Below are 16,007 nucleotides of genomic sequence, written 5' to 3'. Positions count from 1 at the left end.
GGTTAAGCCAACATTGGTGTCACCAACAATACATACCGTTGGTTCAACCAACAACCCCGTACACTGATCCGCATGATGTCGGTCGACGCCCAGCCGCCCGCGCGCGTCAGGAACGCCGCCAGCTGGCTGATCAACATGGTGTCCGCGCACAGCCACCGCCTGGTCGGGGACGGTTTCGCCGCCGCGGGCGCGCGCGGCTACCACTACCGGCTGCTCGCGGCGCTGGACGAGTACGGGCCGTCCAGCCAGGCCACGCTGGGCCGCCACACCGGCATCGACCGCAGCGACGTCGTCGCCGCGCTGAACGAGCTCGCCGAGAAGAAGCTGGTCGAGCGGGCGCCCGACCCGTCCGACCGGCGGCGCAACATCATCACCCTCACCCCGGACGGCGCCCGCCACCTCGCAAAATTGGATGACGTGCTCGCCGGGATCCAGGACGATCTTCTAGAGCCGCTCGACCCGTCCGAACGCGCCCAACTCACGGCCCTGCTGACCAAGCTGGCAGACCACCACGCGAAAAGGAGTCGCCTATGACGTCCACCGGCCTGCGATTCGTGGAAATCCCCGCGGCCGCGATGACCGCCCTGCTGGAGGGTGACCTCGCCGCCGCGAGCACCGCCGCAGGAGTCACGCTCACCGACTATTTCATCACCGACGAGGCCATATTCCTTTGGCGGCTCCGCCTTGAGCAGCTCGCTCACGACCCGGAAATCGCCTCCTGGATCGTCCGCGCCGCCGTTTCGGAGAGCGACGGGGCCGTCGTCGGATACGCGGGATTCCAATCCCCTCCCGACCCTGATGGGACGGTCGAGATCTCCTATTCCGTCGATCCCGCGCACCGCCGCCGCGGCCACGCCCGCGCGATGCTCGCCGCGATGCTGGAAAGGGCGGCGTCCGAGCCGTCCGTGAAGACCGTCCGCGCGACGATAAGCCCGGACAACGAGGCGTCCCTCGCCACGATCGCGGGCCACGGCTTCACCCACGTCGGCGAGCAATGGGACGAGATCGACGGCCGCGAACTCATCTACGAGCGCCCCGCCCGCTGATCTAAGTTTATGGTTAGCTAGCCGGGTGATTCCGATCTACACGACCGACGGCGTCCCGACCGCGGGCGCCGGACCCATCGAACAGGCATGGCCGGTGTGGTGTGAGAACTCCGATGTCGGCAACGGCCTCGACGAGCTGGCGAAGTCCGCGGTGCAACGCGGCGCGCACGCGATCATCGCCCTGCGGATCAACAGCTACTTCAACAGTCATTACATACGGACCAAATACGTGCTGGTCGGCACCGCCGTCATCCTGGCCCCGTCCGACTGACCCGCCCGCTCTCGCTCAGCAAGCAGGCGGCTCGCCGCGCCGCGTCCGGATCGGCGGCGGCGAGCCGCGTCATCAGCCCGTCGAGATCGCCAGAGGAAATGGCGGCCTGCCAGTTCCCGTGCGCGTCCCGAGTGATCACCCACTCGGGAAAGAGCCGCTGGACCAGCAGCAGCGCGACGGCCTCGTTCATCGGGTGGACGACCGCTCCCGGAGGAATTCGTCCACGGTCTCCGCCGCCCATTCGGCGTCCCCGCACGGGCAGAACCACGCGTCCCGCCCGCGCGCCGCCTCGTAGTAGCTCCAGAGGCCGTACGGAACCGCGAGCACGCACAACGTCATGGCGATATCGGCGCCGTAAATCCGCAGCAGCGGAACCCGGACCGGGACCACGTCCGGCTCATAGGTCTTCACGCACCGCCATCCGCGCCGCTCAAGCGGCGGGACGAGCGCGTCCAGATGGGCCATGACGATGTCCCGGTTCCGCAGCGCGCGCCATTCCAGATACCGATGCTGGACGGCCCGGCGCACCCGGTAGCGGATCAGTGAAGTTTGGCCCACGTGACCTTCCCTCCTTCGTCCAGAGGACGGACGCCCCACTCCCGCACCAGTTCCGCCACCAGCAGCAGCCCCCGGCCGCACGTCGCGGTGCAGTCCAGCGCCGGGATGAAGGGCAATTTCGCGCCGCCGTCCCACACCTCCACCACCGGGAGGCGGTCGTGCTTGTCCACGAACACGCGCACGACGATCCGCCCCTCCCCGTGCACATAGGCGTTGGTGACCAGCTCGCTCACCACGAGCCGGCCGATGTCGTCGTCCGCGATCCCCCACTCCGCGAACCGCGCCGCCACAAACCGCCGCGCCCTCCCCGCCGCTTTCTCATTGGGCTCCAGGATGAGCCTGGGAATCTCAGGTGCCATCGCCGCAGTGGACATCGCTCCGACCTTCGTCGAGTTGTGTGAACCACGACACACCGTCACACCCTCGGGTTATGTTGGCGCGAGTACTCTCCGTACCCGAAACAACACGAGACGCGAGGGCCCCCGCCCATGGCGACCAACCCGCCCCCCGACCCCAAGCAAGGCTTGTGGGCGTTCATCGCCTACTACCTACGCTTCTGCCGAAACCAGCGTGAGCTGTCCGGCGAAGCCGTAGGACGAATCATCAACGCCAGCAAGGCCACCGTTTCGCGCATCGAGAACAACGTCGAGCGGCTCGACGCGACCCGCGCGATCCTCCTCGACAAGGCGTGGGACACCGGCGGCGCGTTCGCGATCCTGGTCTGGTACGCCAGCATCGGCCACGACCCGCAATGGCTCGCCCGGTACAAGACGTTCGAGCAGCGGGCCCGAATCATCCGGATCTTCGAGCCGCTCCTGATCTCCGGCGTGCTCCAGACCGAGAACTACGCCCGCGCACTGCTGACCGGCGGAGGTGTCCCCGACCCCGAGCCGGACGTCACCGAGCGACTCGAACGACAGGGCGTCCTCGACCGGGCATTCGTCATGGTGATGCTGAGCGAGGCCACCTTGCGCTGGCCGGTGGGCAGCCCCCAGATCATGCGAGAGCAGCTCGCCCACCTCCTCAAGGTGGCGGAACGCCCGAACGTCGTCCTCCACGTGATCCCGCAAAGCTTCGAGACCGGTGCTTACCCAGGCTTGGACGGCGGTCTCAAGCTCGTCACCGGCGACGACTTCGGAGAGGTCGCCTACACCGAGTCGATCGGCGGCGGTCGGCTTGTATCGTCTCCCACAGAGGTCGCCGAATACGCGATCCTGTTCGCGCGCATCAGCGCGAAGGCTCTCCCCGAACACAGGTCCAAAGACTTGATCACGAAGGCTATGGAGGCGTTCAGTGACGACGACGTGGCGCAAAAGCAGTCACAGCGGAACCCAGTCCGGGAGTGAGTGCGTGGAGGTCGGCCGCCACCCCGAGACCATCGCCTTCCGCGACTCCAAAGACCCCCACGGCCCCCACCTCCACATCGCCCCCGCCACTTTCCAGACTCTGATCAAAAACCTGAAACGCTAACCGCCACCCACTCTGGCCCAACTGGCCAGAGCTAAGGGCCTGATCACCAAGCCAGTGGAGGCGTTCAGTGACGACGACGTGGCGCAAGAGCAGTCACAGCGGAACCCAGGCCGGGAGTGACTGCGTGGAGGTCGGCCACCTCCCCGAGGCCATCGCCCTCCGCGACTCCAAAGACCCCCACGGCCCGCGCCTCCTGATCACTCGCGACGCACTCCGGGCCTTGGTCTCCGACCTCAAGCACTAGGTCGGGTCGATGGTCGGGGGCGGTTTCGGTGTTGTTCGTGCGTTATTTGGCGATCACGGCGGTCCAGTGCCCTCGGTGGAGGGTGATCGTTCCTTCGGGGTTGATCGTGACCTTGGCTCCGCGTACCGGGAGGTCGCCGCTCATGTTGAGGCGGTGGCGGATCGTCTCCAGGATGTCCCAGAGGCGGCGGGGGCCGGATTGGTGGACAGTCGGAGGGTTGCCTCGGTGACCGGTCGCTCGTGCCCATGACCCGTCGGCGTGGAGCATCCAGGCGGTTCGCTGCCCGTCTGGACGCTGCTCGAAGTGGTGCTGGATGTCCGGTGCGGTGAGTTCGAGCATTGATTGCAGGTCCCACGCCTCGGTGACGTCGAGGACGGGATACCGGCCGGTGGTGACGGTGTCGCCGTCCAACTCCCTCACGGCGTCGAAGGTGCTGGCGGGTGGCGGGTAGTCGCCGCCCGATCGGGTCGCCATGAATCCGGCGCGGTCGCGCTCGACCCGCCCGACCGCGCCGCCGTCGGTGGTTTTGTCCGCCGTGATGATCAGGGTTGTGTTGGTGACGGTCGTTACCAGTCGTCCTCCGGGGTTGAGCGCGGCGAGCCAGCTCGGTGGGATCGGTCGGACGGAGACCATCGACACGATCCGGTCGTAGGCGCCGGGCAACGGCCCGGTCGCGTCGAGGGTCACGATGTCGGGGTGCCGGTCGATCCCGGCGAGCCGTTGGGCGGCGATCTGTGTCAGGTACGGGTCGATGTCGACGCTGGTGACGTGTTCGTCACCGAGGTATGCCGACATGACGCCGGCCGAGTAGCCCGACCCGGTACCGACGTCCAGCACGTGGGAGTCTGCGGCGATGCGGGCGTGCCGGAGCATTGCCACGACCAGGCCGGGCAGCGTCGACGACGAGGTCGGACGGCCGGTCGCCCGGCTGCCTTCCGGGGCGTGGTCGGCGTGGGTCGTCCCGATACGGGTCACCAGTGTGCGGTCGCTGTAGGCGGCGCGGAACCACGCGGGTTCGTCGGTCGTTCCGTCGCGCAGGGTCCAGGCGCCGCCGTCGGCCTGCCACCAGCGGGGGACGAATCGATGCCGGGGTGTGGTGGCGATCGGCGCGTACCACCGCGACCCTCGGTGCGCGGCGGTGTCCGCGAGGCGTGCGGCGTGGTCTTTCCAGGCGTGGCTAGTCATCGTCGTAGGCAGGGTTGCACGCCTCGGTCTCGGCGGGGGAGCAATCGTTACCGTCGCTGTCGGGGTTGCAGGCGTGGACGGCTCCGGTGCGGCGGGGAATCGCCCCGAGGACCCGGTGCCACGCTTCGCCGTTGAGTAGTTCCGCGAGCGGCGTCTGGGTCACGTTTCCGGCGTCGAAGCCGCGTCCAAGGACACACGGCATGAGGCGCCCATCGGTGTCGATCGCGGCGCGGCCGTCGCCGCACCGGCCGCACAGGTCACCGCCGGTCGGCGGGCTTGCCCGGCGCGCGGCGCGGCCGACCGGGCGGGCGTGGTCGCGGGTGATGTCGGTGATGCCCAGCATGGTGAGCATCTCGGCGCCGCCGGTGAGGTCCTGGTCGGCCAGGACCTCGACCATGCCGACCTTCACCTTGAGCCCGAGCCGCCGGGCGGTGGCGATGTTGGCCCAGGTGGCGTCCCAGGATCCGGGCTGCCCGGTGATCTGGTCGTGCTGGGCGCGGTCGGCGGTGTACCAGGACGTCGACAGCTTCACGCCGTCGCGGCCGAACAGCTCCCAGAGCGGTTCGTCAACGTGGAGGAGGTTGGTGAACACCGCGACCTGGAGGCCGTGCAGGAGTGCGTATTCGGCGAGTTCGACGAACGCGGGATGGTCGGTGGGTTCACCGCCGATGAACTGCACCGTGGTGATCGTGGGGTGGGCCGCGGCCTGCTCGATGACGCTCATCCAGTCGGCCGTGGTCATCTCGCCGGTCCCGGCGGCCGGGCCCGAGTTGCTGTAGCAGTGCCTGCACCGCAGCGCGCATTGCCGGGTGATCTCCAGCTCTAAGAACCGAACCGGATCGAGAACCGGCGGCGCGGGCGTGGCCGGGACGGCGATGGTCATGTCTACCTCCAGCGCGCTCGGTGGGGTTCGTGCGGCGAGGTCACGGCTTACCTTTCCTTCCTGTCCAACCGTTCGATGGAGTGGGCGTCAACTGCCTTGGCGGCCAGAGTCACCCGGCCGGGAGGTGGTGTTCACACCGCGTCCTGGCTGTCGAGGGCGGTCGCGGATGTCGTCTACTGCGAGGCTGTGCAGGGCGACGGTCGAGCCGTAACAGGCCGTCCACCGCACATGGGCTGCCTGGTTCGGGCGGTCCGAGGTGGCACGATGGAACGTTCCTAGCCTGGTTGGAAGGGAGCGTCCATGAGTAGTGCCGTCACGTTGATCCGGTCGTCCTCGCTGTCGGACGTCGCCGAGTACGCCTACGCCGCGTCGGCGGCCGTTGGGTCCCGCCTGATCTTCCTCGCCGGGGCCTGTCCGCTGAACGAGGACGGAACCACGGCGGCGGTCGGCGACTACGCAGGTCAGGCGGCGAAGGCCGTCGAGAATATGCGGATCGCCCTGGCAGACGCCGGAGCGTCCATCAACGACGTCATCTCCACCCGGGTCCTCGTCGCGTCCAGCAAGCAGAAGGATCTGGGGACCGCCTGGGAAGTCGTGCGCGCCGCGTTCGGTGATCACGACGTCCCCAGCACGCTGATGGGCGTCACCGTCCTCGGCTACCACGATCAGCTCGTGGAGATCGAAGCCGTCGCCGCCGTCCTCGACTCCTAGGGCCCGCCGGGCAGCGCGTCGAGTTCCTCGGAACGTGCAACAGTTCGGGCGGTCCAGGCGTCCTGGGGTCGATGGAAGGGACGGCCTTGGATCACGACGGCGTGACCTACGAGGAATTCGTGACGACGCGCGCGCAGGCGCTGCTCCGTTACGGCTATGTGCTCACCGGCAATCCCGACGACGCGGCGGACCTGCTCCAGGAGGGCCTGATCAGGCTGAGCAGCGCCTGGAGCCGGGTCGTCAACAAGAACGACCCCGAGGGGTACGTCCGGACGATCATGGCCCGCCAGCACATCAGCATGTGGCGTCGGCGGAAACGTGAGCACCTGGTCGGCAGCGTCCCGGAAGGACGCTACGACGACCGCGGCCTGGAACGGGCCGAGCACGACCCGCGGCTCTGGGAGGCGCTGACCTCGCTGCCGCGGCGGCAGCGTGCGGTCCTGGTCCTGCGCTACTACGAGGACCTGTCCGACGAGGAGATCGCCGGGATGCTCGGCATCTCGCGCGGGACGGTCCGCAGCCAGGCCGCCCGCGCGCTCGGCAAGCTACGCGCGGACTGGCGTCCGGCCGCCGCGTCCACGGCGGGAGGGCACCATGACCGATGACCTGGACCGGGCGTTGCGCGCCACGCTCACGACCGCGGCGCGACAGGCCCCGGAGGTCAGGACGGGCCTGATCAAGCGGGTGGAGAAGGCGCGTCGCAGGCGACGCCGCGTCCGGACGTCGGCCGCCGTGGTCGCGGTCGCCGTCGCCGTCGGCGGGACCGGCGCGGTCGGCGGGCTGCTGCGGTCCGATCAGGACAGGCCGCCCGTCGCCGCCAAGGCCGGTGGCCTCAAACCGGTGTCGCGCGCCCAGCTCGGCACGCCGGTGAAACTGCGCGAACGGTGGCCGGACGCCGTCCGGAGCCTCCCCAGCAGGTTGCCCAACGGGCGCGTTCTGGAACCGTTCGCACTGCTGGACGGCGGAACACTGGTGGGGGCGACCACGTCGTCCTTGCAGAAACCGGACAAGGTGTGGGCCTACGACCTCGGCGCCCACAAGGCCCGGGTGATCACCGACATCGTCGTCCCGGGCGGATCGAAGATCTTCGCGTCCGACTTCGCCATCGGGCAGGGCCAGGTGGTCTGGTGGCTGTCGTACCGTGTGAACGGCCGCGACACGGTCGAGATCTGGGGGGCGCCGCTCGCCGGCGGCGCCCCGCACAAGATCATCGGAATGCGCGGCGACTCGATCACCACGCTGCTCATCGACGGCGACACCATCGTCTGGGGCATGAACGACGGCATCCACAAAGTCCCCCTGGCAGGCGGCGCGTCCACCGTTGTCCCCGGCAGCGACGGCTACGAGATCGTCAGCTGGCCCTGGATCGGCTCGCCCGTGTACGACGGGAAGAAGTGGCCGGACGTCGTGTACCGGTCACTTTGGAACGTGCGGACGGGGGAGCGACGCAAGGCGGTCCTCGCACCGCTCAAGGAGCCATGGTCATGCGCGGTGACCTGGTGCGTCGGCTCCAACCCCTGGAACAGGACCATTGTCATGCAACGCAGGAGCGGAAAGGACGGGAGGACTCTGCCGTCCGACATCCCCGGCTCTCCGATGATGGGCGTCATCTATGACCGCTTCGTCCCCTACTTCCCTGACGGGGCCAGGACGAGGACTCACGTCCTGTACGACCTGCGGAGCGGCAAGCTGATCGACACCGGGATACCGCGATTCAACGAGGTCCTCGGGCGAGGGAAGGACGAGCCGAGCCCGCAACGCTTCATCCAGAACGACGCCGGAACCGCGCTGATCGACTTCTCGAAGATCCCCTGAAGGCGGGCCCGCGGGGGCGGCCACGACCCCGCGGGTCGCACGGCGTTCGCGAGGACGGCATCATGCCGCTCAGGGGCGGTGGGCGGTGACGATCCAGGCGCGGGAATCGAACCAGACGCCGTCATCCGTGGAATGAGCGGCGAGCATTTCGCGTAGCCGCCCGATCGCCCGCGTCGCGGCGGTGGCGTCCAATCGCCTGAGTGTCTCGCTGGTGCAGGTGAAGCCGCTGATCCAGGCGAGCGCGGCGTCCACATCGTGGCCGTAGTAGACCGGCTCGTGGACGTCGGTGAAATTGACGTCGGTGAACCCCGCGTCCGTCAGAATCTGCTTCACGGACGCGGGATCGGCGAGGGAGAACGGATCCGGCCCCTGTTTCTCGTCGACGGTTTCGAGTGCGTGATGAATGGCCACGTCCCATTCGTTACGTTCGTGGGACTGCCAGACCATCATCACCAGGCGTCCGGACGGGCGCAGCGCTCGCCCGATGTTGGTGAACGCGGCGACGGGGTCGGCGAAGAACATCGTCCCGAACCTGCTGGTCACGAGGTCGAAGCGCTCCTGCGGAAAGCTGTGGACCTGCGCGTCGGCGCACTCGAAGGCGACATTGCCCAGCCCTTCCGCCTGGGCGAGTTCGCGGGCGCGCTCAATGGCGCGAGCGGAGACGTCCACCCCGAGGGCACTGCCGCTCCGCGCGATACGCGCGGCCTCCCGGGTCGTCTCCCCGGCCCCACAACCGATGTCGAGGACGTGTTCATCGACCTGAACACCGCAGGCCCGGCGCAGCACCTCATTGTGCCGCCGCAGTTCGGCTTCATAGCTCGTAGGGCCGGGGTCGTTTGCTGGATTTCGCACCGAGGTCCCTTCGCATCGCTCGCCCGACCACGATGCCACTCCGCCGTGGATCAGTCAGCGCAGACGAGGCCACTAAGCAGGTAATACTGGGAGCGATCCGGATCGGTCCCGGTGAATTTCCAATCGCTGCCGCCGGTCGCTCGGGGCCTGCTGCCGGTTACATGGCTGGTGGTGATCCCCAGGTTGAACCCGGCGCTGACGGCCCTGCTGCCGTTCGGGCACGCCAATGTGGGTCCGTCGCCGTTGTCGAAGTCGCCCTCGCTTAGCCTCGTGCTCCAGACGGTGAGGTCGTGGTCGGTGCAGACGGCGTAGACGTCCAGGTCGACGGTGTCGGCTTCGTGGCTGGTGCCGCTGGCGACGGAGTAATAGACCTGGGCCGAGGCCGCCAAGAAGATGTAGCTGGCGTTCAGTTCGGCGCCGGGCCCCTTGGCTTCTGCCCCGGTGGCCACCATGTCCTTACCGGACGGGCAGGTAACAGAGCGGGCTTCGCCGTTGGGGACTGCCGTCTCCGTCCTCTTGACGATCTCGTAACCGGGCGGCGGAGTGGCGCACATGGCGTACCAGGTCATGTCGAAGGCTTCCGTCGCCCCGGCGTCGGAACGGGCCTTGACCTGCCACCCTGCCCCGGCGACGGGCACGGTGGCGGCCACGCTGTGTCCCTCGGGGAGATCGAATCCGCCGCCTACGGGCTGCATGCCGTCTGGGCAGCGTCCTGTTCGGGCTTCGTAGGGCGAGACCATCCCGGCGGCCTGCACCATGCGCAGATCAGGAAACCCGCGCTCGGCGGCCGTGGCGGGAGGGGCGCTTGCGACGGCCGCGACGAGCGCGGCGGTAACGAGGGAGCGTCGAGGCAGCAAACCGGTCTCCTCTTCGGAGGGCGTTCTCGGAATCCGATCGCCGGTGAGCGTCTCACCGCCCGGCAGAAGCGCCAAGGTCCCAATTTCCGGGCTCCCCCGATTCACAGCCCCCGCGCCGCCCGGAGTGATAAGACCACACCAACCTCCCGAAGGGACGCGGCCGCATGGACGAGAACGACGGCATCAGACGCGACCTCGTACTCAGGGTGTTGGTCTGGGGAACCGTCGTCTATTTCCTGCTCATAGGTTTCGCGCTCGACCAGCACGCGCTCTTCGAGTTGAAAGCGCCGCCGGGCGCCGCCCGCCTGCACCAGGCCAAGACGGCCCACGCCGACGCCCTCGACACCAAGGCGCAAAGCCTCGCCCAGACCGATCCGGTCGCCGCGACCGATCTCAGAGCACAGGCCGCGCAGATCAGGTTCGAGATCGACACGGCCGTCAAAGACCAATCCGATAGCCGCTACCGCGCCATCGGCCTCATCGCCGGAACACTCGCCTTCGCGCTTCTCTACCCGTTCCTGATTTACGCCACCTACCGCCGAACCGAACCTCGCGGTTCGTCCGACCTCATCCCGCTCAAGGCGGCCCTCGCCTACGGCGTAACGATGAGCGTCCTCACCACAACAGCCGCCATTACGACGTCCTACCAATAACGGGGGGTTGTGGGGCCCCGCCCTCCACGGCGGCGGGAGGACGGGGCCGGGCCATGGGATGCCGCAGTCCGTGGGCCGCCCATGGCGCGGGTCACGGCGGGGTATCCGTGACCTACATATAAGCCAGCGCCAGAGGCCACCGAATTGTCACACTGTGCCGCTGACCTCGGTATTCACCCAGGACGGGGATGGGGTTCGGCGGGGCGGTGTCACGTTCCGCGGGCGGCTGACCGTCCTATACCTGGGTATCCAGTCGGCGAGGAGGGCGCTATGCCGGAGGACGAGAAATGGGCGACGCACCAGGCGCTGGTGAACCGTGTGCTGGACGGCGAAGGCCGGGCATCCGCGCGGCAGCGGGCGCGTGCGTTCAGCAATGACGGGCTTTCCCCGCCCTTGGACGCGCTGATCGGCAAAGTCGTCGACCGGCCCGCAGAGGTCACCGAGGCGGATCTCGCGGCGGCGAAGGCGTCGGGATGCACCGAGGATCAGATTTTCGAGCTGGTTGTCTGCGCTGCGGTCGGTCATTCCGCGCGGTTGTATGACGCCGGGTTGGTCGCCCTGGCCGAAGCTACCGCCGCCGAGAGGCCGGGTCATGCGACTTGACATTCTCAACCACGGCTACCGTCCCGGGACCAAGGTGTTGTTCGCGGCCGTCCGGCTGTTCTCCGGGCAGCCCATGCCGGACGCCGCCAAGCTCGTCTTCTACCGGCCCGACTTCTACGGGGCACGGGCCAAGGAATTCACGCACCGGGCGATACGTGGTCCGTCCGAGTGGTCGGTGGGCGACCGGGAACTGATGGCGGCCTATGTGTCCAAGGTGAACGAGTCCGCGTTCTGCGTCGGCGCGCACACCGCGACCGCGACGCGCGCCTACCAGGACGAGTCTCTGGTCACGGCAGTTCTGGCCGATCTGGAAACGGCGCCCGTTTCGGAACCGCTGCGGGCGACGTTGCGAATGCTGGGTGAGCTGACGCGGGAGGGGGATATCGGCGCTGAGGACATGCGCCGAGTGCTCGCCGCCGGTGTCACGCCTCAGCAGGTCAAGGACGCGCTGGCGGTCTGCGCCGCGTTCAACACCACCGACCGGCTCGCCGACGTCTTCGGGTTCGAACTGCTCAGCCCCGAAGGTTTCGCGGCGGGAGCGAAGTATCTGCTCAAGCGCGGCTACCGCTGACCTGCGGCGCGGGGGGCGCAACTCGGGGCCGTGCGGGTTCGTTGGAGCGGCATGGCCGTCATCGTCTTCATGACCATTCCCGGGCTCGTGATCGGGCTGGTCGCGTTCGCCGTTCTCGACCGCGCGGGCCTGTGGGCGCACCGCCGTTTCCGGCTGCCCTGGCGGCGGGACGACGGGGGCCGTCCCCTCTCGGCGGTCGCGGTCGGCGAATTGGACGCCTTCTTCCAAGGCACGCACCGCCACCAGCAGGATCAGCGCAATTCCTCGCTCATGATGAGGGACGACGAAGACGACAGCGCGCCTCCACGCCGCAAAATCGACCTGGACAGCGGAACGGCGATCGTCCACCGTCCCTCGGCCTCGTCCAGCTGAGAAGGCATTCGTCCGACGCCTAAGTCGGCTGACCCGCTGCGCGTTGTCCGTAGATGTGGACGCGCCGGCCGCGGTATTCGGAGTCGCGCAGGTGCGTGTGTCCGATGCGTTCGGCCACGCTGATGGAACGGCTGTTGCCCGGCAGGATCAGTGAGATGACCTCGTCCGCCCCGAGTTCGGCGAAACAGTGGGCGACGGCGGCGCGCCCGGCCTCCGCTGCGTAGCCCTTTCCCCAATGGCGGCGGGACAGGCACCATCCCACTCCGAGACCCGGGAAACCGTGCGGCCGCCACGGGCCGGCGCGTCCCACGAAAGCGCCCGTCGCCTTCTCCACCAGCGCCCAGTGCGAATATCCCCGGATCTCGCGGTGGCCGATGAACATGGCGAGGCTGCGCCAGGCGTCCGCCCGGCCGGTGCTCACGGTTTCCGCCAATCCCGAGGCCACCTCCGGATCGGCCAGCATCTCCGCGTAATCCTCGAAATCCGCACCGGTCAAAGGCCGCAGGAGCAGCCGTTCCGTTTCGAGCACCGTCATGACCAGAGTGTGCGGCCTGGCGGCCCGTCCGTGGAAGGGTCGCGAAGCGCTGCGTTCAGCGGCGTGCGTGGCGGATTTTCAAGCGGCCGAAACCCATGGCCCCCGAGATGCGGATCGTCGGCCCGGCGCCGGGACGGGCCCGCCGCGCGGCCTTGTAAAGCGTCGGCTTCCACGAGGACTTCAGATCCTCGATGTCGACGACCGCGTCGCGCGGCACCGTTATCGTGGCGCTGCCGGTGCCGAGCCGCATCTCGATATCGACCACCGGATGCTCGATGACCGCGCGGGACAGGTCCAACCGCACCCGTCCGAACGCCGACTCGACCTTGAGGTTTCGCGGCACCCGCCATGCGCCGCGCCGCTTGATCCGTCCGTTGAACGCGCCGATCGTGGACGTCGCGGGCGCCTTTTCCGCCGGGAGCGAGGTCAGCGCTTTCGCGAGTTCGTCCCGCGTTCTGGCGGAGAGCACCCGATCGAGACGTTCGGTCATGTCCTCGTGCGAGACGCGCCCTTCCGCGTACGCGTCCTGAACGCGCCGCACGGCATTCTCGCGGTCTTCGTCGCCGATCAGCGTCGACGGGTCTTCCGGCACATCGGGCACCACCGCACTCTAATACCGTCAGGTACGGAGCAGTGGCCGCAGATGGGCGTACGCCCAGGCCGCCAGCGTGGTCGGCGTCGTGGTCACGACGTCGCGCGGCTGCTCGGGGACCAGGTCGCGCGTCCCGGCCGCCATGCCGACGATGCCCTCCACCGCGCCGGGCGGCAGCCCGGCCGACCGGAGAGCGGCGCGGACGTCGTCGTCACCGACCGCGTCCAGCCGGATCTTCCGCCCGACCGCGTCGGACACGATCTCCGCGACCTGCGCGAAGCTCAGGTGCTCGGGCCCGTGGACGCCCTGCACGACGCGGCCCGTCCACGCCTCGTTGAGCAGGCGCGCGGCGGCGACGTCGCCGATGTCGCGTGGATCGACCCAAGCCATGGGCGCATCCGGATGGAACGACGTGGTCAGGACGCCGCGGGCCAGGCCGTCCAGGTCCATCAGCAGGTTCGTGAAGAAGTAGCCGCAGCGCAGGTGAAGTATGTCGGCGCCGGTCGCGTCGAGCCGCTCCTCGATCCGCGCCAGGGCGTCGATGTGCCCGGCCCCGTGCCGCAGCTCCGCGCCGACGCTGCTCAGCAGGACGACCCGCCCGACCTCCCCCGCGCGGACGACGTCGATCAGCCCGGACGCCGTCCGCTCCGAGGTCTCGTTCGGGTTCTCGGACGTGGGCGGAGTCGGGTCGACCCAGAAGACCGTCCGCGCACCGGACGTCGCCTCCCGGACGAACCCGGCGTCGGTCAGGTCACCGCGCCGGACGTCGACACGTTCGCGGGTCGCGCCGTCCAGCCGGGCCGGGTCGCGGACCAGCACGCGCGGCCGGACCCCGGCCTGCAACAGCAGTCGGACCACCCGGGATCCGACATGTCCGGTCGGAGTGGTGACGACGATCGTCATCGTGAAGCCCCCTCGTAGGTCGTGTCGTCCAGGCACGGTACGAACCAATGCGGTCAGGAGCTGGCCGCGTTCGCCCCTATTCAGAACCCATGCTCGGCGAGGGACGCAGACCGTCGAGGATGATGCCGAGATTTCGCCGCCATTGGTCCGGCTTGGCGCTGAGCCCGATCGTGTGGTCGGACGGGATCGCCGTGGCCAGCACGAACGGGACGTCGCTCCAGTCGAGATCGTCGCGGATCGCCCCGGCGTCCTGCGCCCGCGCGACCAGGTGCCGCACCTCCTGGCGGAGGCGATCGATATGCGGGTCGAGATCCAGGTCGCATGCCCCGGACAGCGCGTCGTGCAGGCCGCAACTCGACGCGCGCAGCCGCACGTACGACTCGGCGAAATCGACGAAGGCGGTCCAGGGGTCGTCGGCGGCGCGTGCCCGGAGGGCCAGCTCGGTCATCTCGGTGATCGTGTCGATCAGGATCGCGGACAGCAGCGCGTCCAGCGACGGCACGCGCCGGTAGAGCGTGCCGAGGCCGACCCCGGCGCGCTGGGCGACGTCGCGCGTGGTGATCTCCAGGCCCTGTTCGTCCAGGGCGGCGCGGGCGGCGGCCACCAGGCGCTCGGCGTTGCGGCGCGCGTCGGCGCGCAGCCTCGTGCCGCCGGGGGCGAGCAGGGCGTCGACCGCGGTCATGCCCGCCAGGCTAGCCGAACCGGGTCATGATGTTCCAGTTATGCTATAAACGGAACATCATGACCCAGTTAGGAGAACGTCGATGACCCGTCCGATCAACGTCGGCATCGTGGGAGCCAGTCCTGGCCAGGGGTGGGCGTCGCGCGCCCACATACCGGCAATCGACTCCATTCCGGACGTGGCGCTCACCGCGGTCGCGACCACCCGGGCCGAGACGGCGCGGTCTGCCCGCGACCGGTTCGGTGCCCGCTACGCCTTCACCGACGCCGCCGACCTCGCCGGGCACCCTGACGTGGACCTCGTCGTCGTCACCGTCAAGGTCCCCGCGCACGTCGAACTCGTCACGGCGGCGCTGGACGCGGGCAAGCACGTGTACTGCGAATGGCCGCTGACCCGCACGTCCGCCGAGGCCCGCGCCCTGAGCACGGCCGCGGACGCGGCCGGAGTCCGCACTGCGGTCGGCCTCCAGGCGCGCTTCGCCCCCGCCGCGGTCCGCATGCGCGAACTGCTCGGCGAGGGCGCGATCGGCAACGTCCTGTCAGCGACGCTCTACAGCGCGCGGACCAGGGGCGCGGACGTCGACGTCCCCGCCCGGTCGGCCTACACCTTCGACGCCGCCAACGGGGCCGGGCTCCTCGACGTACTCGGCGGACACGCCCTCGACCTGGTGCAACACGTGCTCGGGCCGATCACCGACCTCACCGCACGGACCGCCCTCCGCAGCCCGGACCACCGCGTCGCCGAAACCGGGGAACCCATCAAGGTCACCGCCCCCGACCAGCTCCTCGCCATCGCGGGCCTCGGCTCCGGCGCCGTCATGTCGATCCACCTGCACGACGCCGAATCCGGGCCGCCGCGCACCCGGCTGGAGATCACCGGGACGGACGGGAGCCTCGCCCTGGTGTCCGCGCCCGAAAAGGAACCGTTGGCCGTGCAACTCCAGATCGGACGCCTGGAGCTGTTCATTTCGCGCTCGGGGCGTGCCTGGGAACCAGTCGCGCTCGACGCCGACGACGCCTCGGGCCTGCCTGCGCAGGCGTCCAACGTCGCCCGCCTCTACCGGCACCTGATCGCCGACCTGCGCGACGGCGGCCACCGCGTTCCCGATTTCCGGGAGGCTCACGCACTCCACGAACTGCTCGAACGAATTCCCCGAAGCTAGGTCTCAGGGCGCTCGCGAAGCCAAGTCTCAGGGTGCTCGCGA

25 protein-coding genes are annotated in these 16,007 nt (G+C 68.9%); 14 read left to right on the top strand and 11 right to left on the bottom strand.

Annotated elements, in window-relative coordinates:
- Positions 1-72: 72 nt before the first annotated feature.
- Genes FXF65_RS13535 through FXF65_RS13525 form a run of 3 tightly spaced genes read left to right on the top strand, consistent with a single transcriptional unit; the run spans position 73 to position 1,317 of the window.
- Entirely contained in the window at positions 73-534 is a 462-nt protein-coding gene (locus FXF65_RS13535) for a MarR family winged helix-turn-helix transcriptional regulator (protein WP_246198581.1), read from the top strand.
- Positions 531-1,046 (top strand): GNAT family N-acetyltransferase, encoded by a 516-nt coding sequence (locus tag FXF65_RS13530; RefSeq protein WP_222868547.1) that lies wholly within the window; start codon positions 531-533, stop codon positions 1,044-1,046. The genes FXF65_RS13535 and FXF65_RS13530 overlap by 4 nt, the downstream gene beginning before the upstream one ends.
- Positions 1,047-1,071: 25 nt before the next feature.
- Complete coding sequence (locus FXF65_RS13525) at positions 1,072-1,317, top strand: hypothetical protein (protein ID WP_148350275.1); 246 nt, start codon at positions 1,072-1,074, stop codon at positions 1,315-1,317.
- On the opposite strand, the gene FXF65_RS13520 is transcribed toward FXF65_RS13525, so the two are convergent.
- The 3 genes from FXF65_RS13520 to FXF65_RS13510 are packed head-to-tail and all read right to left on the bottom strand — an operon-like array spanning position 1,295 to position 2,234.
- Positions 1,295-1,507: a hypothetical protein gene (locus FXF65_RS13520; protein ID WP_148350274.1), complete on the bottom strand. Its 213-nt coding sequence runs from the start codon at positions 1,505-1,507 to the stop codon at positions 1,295-1,297. The genes FXF65_RS13525 and FXF65_RS13520 overlap by 23 nt on opposite strands.
- Positions 1,504-1,875 (bottom strand): hypothetical protein, encoded by a 372-nt coding sequence (locus FXF65_RS13515; protein WP_148350273.1) that lies wholly within the window; start codon positions 1,873-1,875, stop codon positions 1,504-1,506. Before FXF65_RS13515 ends, FXF65_RS13520 begins: the two co-directional genes overlap by 4 nt.
- On the bottom strand, positions 1,857-2,234 hold the full coding sequence (locus FXF65_RS13510) for an ATP-binding protein (RefSeq protein ID WP_187412270.1): 378 nt from the start codon (positions 2,232-2,234) through the stop codon (positions 1,857-1,859). Before FXF65_RS13510 ends, FXF65_RS13515 begins: the two co-directional genes overlap by 19 nt.
- 129 nt (positions 2,235-2,363) lie before the next feature.
- On the opposite strand from FXF65_RS13510, the gene FXF65_RS13505 reads away from it, so the two are divergent.
- From FXF65_RS13505 to FXF65_RS13495, 3 genes are all read left to right on the top strand, one after another.
- A complete protein-coding gene (locus tag FXF65_RS13505) occupies positions 2,364-3,221 on the top strand; it encodes a helix-turn-helix domain-containing protein (RefSeq protein WP_148350271.1) in 858 nt (285 codons plus the stop codon).
- Positions 3,169-3,345 (top strand): DUF397 domain-containing protein, encoded by a 177-nt coding sequence (locus FXF65_RS13500; protein WP_148350270.1) that lies wholly within the window; start codon positions 3,169-3,171, stop codon positions 3,343-3,345. The genes FXF65_RS13505 and FXF65_RS13500 overlap by 53 nt, the downstream gene beginning before the upstream one ends.
- A 67-nt stretch (positions 3,346-3,412) precedes the next feature.
- Entirely contained in the window at positions 3,413-3,589 is a 177-nt protein-coding gene (locus FXF65_RS13495) for a DUF397 domain-containing protein (protein ID WP_148350269.1), read from the top strand.
- A 42-nt stretch (positions 3,590-3,631) separates the two neighbouring features.
- On the opposite strand, the gene FXF65_RS13490 is transcribed toward FXF65_RS13495, so the two are convergent.
- Together FXF65_RS13490 and FXF65_RS13485 are read right to left on the bottom strand one after the other, a co-directional pair.
- Positions 3,632-4,774 (bottom strand): methyltransferase domain-containing protein, encoded by a 1,143-nt coding sequence (locus FXF65_RS13490; RefSeq protein WP_148350268.1) that lies wholly within the window; start codon positions 4,772-4,774, stop codon positions 3,632-3,634.
- Positions 4,767-5,657 carry a radical SAM/SPASM domain-containing protein gene (locus FXF65_RS13485; RefSeq protein WP_148350267.1) on the bottom strand — a complete coding sequence of 297 codons (891 nt, stop codon included), beginning with the start codon at positions 5,655-5,657 and terminating at the stop codon, positions 4,767-4,769. The genes FXF65_RS13490 and FXF65_RS13485 overlap by 8 nt, the downstream gene beginning before the upstream one ends.
- A gap of 300 nt (positions 5,658-5,957) precedes the next feature.
- On the opposite strand from FXF65_RS13485, the gene FXF65_RS13480 reads away from it, so the two are divergent.
- The 3 genes from FXF65_RS13480 (at position 5,958) to FXF65_RS13470 (ending at position 8,183) form a co-directional block, all read left to right on the top strand.
- Positions 5,958-6,368: a RidA family protein gene (locus FXF65_RS13480; RefSeq protein ID WP_148350266.1), complete on the top strand. Its 411-nt coding sequence runs from the start codon at positions 5,958-5,960 to the stop codon at positions 6,366-6,368.
- A 101-nt stretch (positions 6,369-6,469) separates the two neighbouring features.
- Positions 6,470-6,973, top strand: a complete 504-nt coding sequence (locus tag FXF65_RS13475; protein ID WP_246198579.1) for a SigE family RNA polymerase sigma factor — start codon at positions 6,470-6,472, stop codon at positions 6,971-6,973.
- Positions 6,963-8,183, top strand: coding sequence for a hypothetical protein (locus FXF65_RS13470; RefSeq protein WP_148350264.1), 1,221 nt, complete (start codon positions 6,963-6,965; stop codon positions 8,181-8,183). The genes FXF65_RS13475 and FXF65_RS13470 overlap by 11 nt, the downstream gene beginning before the upstream one ends.
- A gap of 69 nt (positions 8,184-8,252) precedes the next feature.
- On the opposite strand, the gene FXF65_RS13465 is transcribed toward FXF65_RS13470, so the two are convergent.
- Together FXF65_RS13465 and FXF65_RS13460 are read right to left on the bottom strand one after the other, a co-directional pair.
- Positions 8,253-9,074, bottom strand: a complete 822-nt coding sequence (locus FXF65_RS13465; protein ID WP_246198577.1) for a class I SAM-dependent methyltransferase — start codon at positions 9,072-9,074, stop codon at positions 8,253-8,255.
- 11 nt (positions 9,075-9,085) lie between these two features.
- Positions 9,086-9,967 (bottom strand): hypothetical protein, encoded by an 882-nt coding sequence (locus tag FXF65_RS13460; RefSeq protein ID WP_148350263.1) that lies wholly within the window; start codon positions 9,965-9,967, stop codon positions 9,086-9,088.
- Positions 9,968-10,056: 89 nt separating this feature from the next.
- Here FXF65_RS13460 and FXF65_RS13455 point away from each other — a divergent pair, with 89 nt between their 5' ends.
- The 4 genes from FXF65_RS13455 to FXF65_RS13440 all read left to right on the top strand — a co-directional run bounded on the left by FXF65_RS13455 (position 10,057) and on the right by FXF65_RS13440 (position 12,091).
- Positions 10,057-10,545, top strand: coding sequence for a hypothetical protein (locus tag FXF65_RS13455; RefSeq protein ID WP_148350262.1), 489 nt, complete (start codon positions 10,057-10,059; stop codon positions 10,543-10,545).
- Positions 10,546-10,815: 270 nt separating this feature from the next.
- A complete protein-coding gene (locus FXF65_RS13450) occupies positions 10,816-11,148 on the top strand; it encodes a hypothetical protein (protein WP_148350261.1) in 333 nt (110 codons plus the stop codon).
- Positions 11,138-11,719: a carboxymuconolactone decarboxylase family protein gene (locus FXF65_RS13445; RefSeq protein WP_148350260.1), complete on the top strand. Its 582-nt coding sequence runs from the start codon at positions 11,138-11,140 to the stop codon at positions 11,717-11,719. The genes FXF65_RS13450 and FXF65_RS13445 overlap by 11 nt, the downstream gene beginning before the upstream one ends.
- 51 nt (positions 11,720-11,770) lie before the next feature.
- A complete protein-coding gene (locus FXF65_RS13440; protein WP_148350259.1) occupies positions 11,771-12,091 on the top strand; it encodes a DUF6191 domain-containing protein in 321 nt (106 codons plus the stop codon).
- Positions 12,092-12,110: 19 nt separating this feature from the next.
- Here FXF65_RS13440 and FXF65_RS13435 read toward each other — a convergent pair whose 3' ends face one another.
- From FXF65_RS13435 to FXF65_RS13420, 4 genes are all read right to left on the bottom strand, one after another.
- Entirely contained in the window at positions 12,111-12,626 is a 516-nt protein-coding gene (locus FXF65_RS13435; RefSeq protein WP_148350258.1) for a GNAT family N-acetyltransferase, read from the bottom strand.
- Positions 12,627-12,681: 55 nt separating this feature from the next.
- The gene (locus FXF65_RS13430; RefSeq protein WP_148350257.1) at positions 12,682-13,227 is read right to left on the bottom strand and encodes a DUF1707 SHOCT-like domain-containing protein; all 546 of its coding nucleotides are present in this window, start codon (positions 13,225-13,227) and stop codon (positions 12,682-12,684) included.
- A gap of 18 nt (positions 13,228-13,245) precedes the next feature.
- Complete coding sequence (locus FXF65_RS13425; RefSeq protein ID WP_148350256.1) at positions 13,246-14,121, bottom strand: NmrA family NAD(P)-binding protein; 876 nt, start codon at positions 14,119-14,121, stop codon at positions 13,246-13,248.
- Positions 14,122-14,197: 76 nt separating this feature from the next.
- Positions 14,198-14,803: a TetR/AcrR family transcriptional regulator gene (locus tag FXF65_RS13420; protein WP_148350255.1), complete on the bottom strand. Its 606-nt coding sequence runs from the start codon at positions 14,801-14,803 to the stop codon at positions 14,198-14,200.
- A gap of 82 nt (positions 14,804-14,885) precedes the next feature.
- Between FXF65_RS13420 and FXF65_RS13415 the strand changes: the two genes are divergently transcribed.
- Entirely contained in the window at positions 14,886-15,965 is a 1,080-nt protein-coding gene (locus FXF65_RS13415) for a Gfo/Idh/MocA family protein (RefSeq protein ID WP_148350254.1), read from the top strand.
- The last annotated feature ends 42 nt before the right edge of the window (positions 15,966-16,007 follow it).

This window comes from Actinomadura syzygii (assembly GCF_008085905.1).
In the GTDB taxonomy this organism is placed as follows: Bacteria; Actinomycetota; Actinomycetes; order Streptosporangiales; family Streptosporangiaceae; genus Spirillospora; species Spirillospora syzygii.
The sequence above is the reverse complement of the archived record's forward strand: the minus strand, read 5'-3'. Positions and strand labels throughout refer to the sequence as shown.

Coding starts and splice junctions, on each gene's coding strand:
- FXF65_RS13510 (WP_187412270.1), bottom strand. CDS start 2,234: ATGGCACCTGAGATTCCCAGGCTCATCCTGGAGCCCAATGAGAAAGCG.
- FXF65_RS13420 (WP_148350255.1), bottom strand. CDS start 14,803: ATGACCGCGGTCGACGCCCTGCTCGCCCCCGGCGGCACGAGGCTGCGC.
- FXF65_RS13440 (WP_148350259.1), top strand. CDS start 11,771: ATGGCCGTCATCGTCTTCATGACCATTCCCGGGCTCGTGATCGGGCTG.
- FXF65_RS13435 (WP_148350258.1), bottom strand. CDS start 12,626: ATGACGGTGCTCGAAACGGAACGGCTGCTCCTGCGGCCTTTGACCGGT.
- FXF65_RS13505 (WP_148350271.1), top strand. CDS start 2,364: ATGGCGACCAACCCGCCCCCCGACCCCAAGCAAGGCTTGTGGGCGTTC.
- FXF65_RS13535 (WP_246198581.1), top strand. CDS start 73: ATGATGTCGGTCGACGCCCAGCCGCCCGCGCGCGTCAGGAACGCCGCC.
- FXF65_RS13455 (WP_148350262.1), top strand. CDS start 10,057: ATGGACGAGAACGACGGCATCAGACGCGACCTCGTACTCAGGGTGTTG.
- FXF65_RS13415 (WP_148350254.1), top strand. CDS start 14,886: ATGACCCGTCCGATCAACGTCGGCATCGTGGGAGCCAGTCCTGGCCAG.
- FXF65_RS13485 (WP_148350267.1), bottom strand. CDS start 5,657: ATGACCATCGCCGTCCCGGCCACGCCCGCGCCGCCGGTTCTCGATCCG.
- FXF65_RS13480 (WP_148350266.1), top strand. CDS start 5,958: ATGAGTAGTGCCGTCACGTTGATCCGGTCGTCCTCGCTGTCGGACGTC.
- FXF65_RS13425 (WP_148350256.1), bottom strand. CDS start 14,121: ATGACGATCGTCGTCACCACTCCGACCGGACATGTCGGATCCCGGGTG.
- FXF65_RS13520 (WP_148350274.1), bottom strand. CDS start 1,507: ATGAACGAGGCCGTCGCGCTGCTGCTGGTCCAGCGGCTCTTTCCCGAG.
- FXF65_RS13445 (WP_148350260.1), top strand. CDS start 11,138: ATGCGACTTGACATTCTCAACCACGGCTACCGTCCCGGGACCAAGGTG.
- FXF65_RS13530 (WP_222868547.1), top strand. CDS start 531: ATGACGTCCACCGGCCTGCGATTCGTGGAAATCCCCGCGGCCGCGATG.
- FXF65_RS13470 (WP_148350264.1), top strand. CDS start 6,963: ATGACCGATGACCTGGACCGGGCGTTGCGCGCCACGCTCACGACCGCG.
- FXF65_RS13450 (WP_148350261.1), top strand. CDS start 10,816: ATGCCGGAGGACGAGAAATGGGCGACGCACCAGGCGCTGGTGAACCGT.
- FXF65_RS13490 (WP_148350268.1), bottom strand. CDS start 4,774: ATGACTAGCCACGCCTGGAAAGACCACGCCGCACGCCTCGCGGACACC.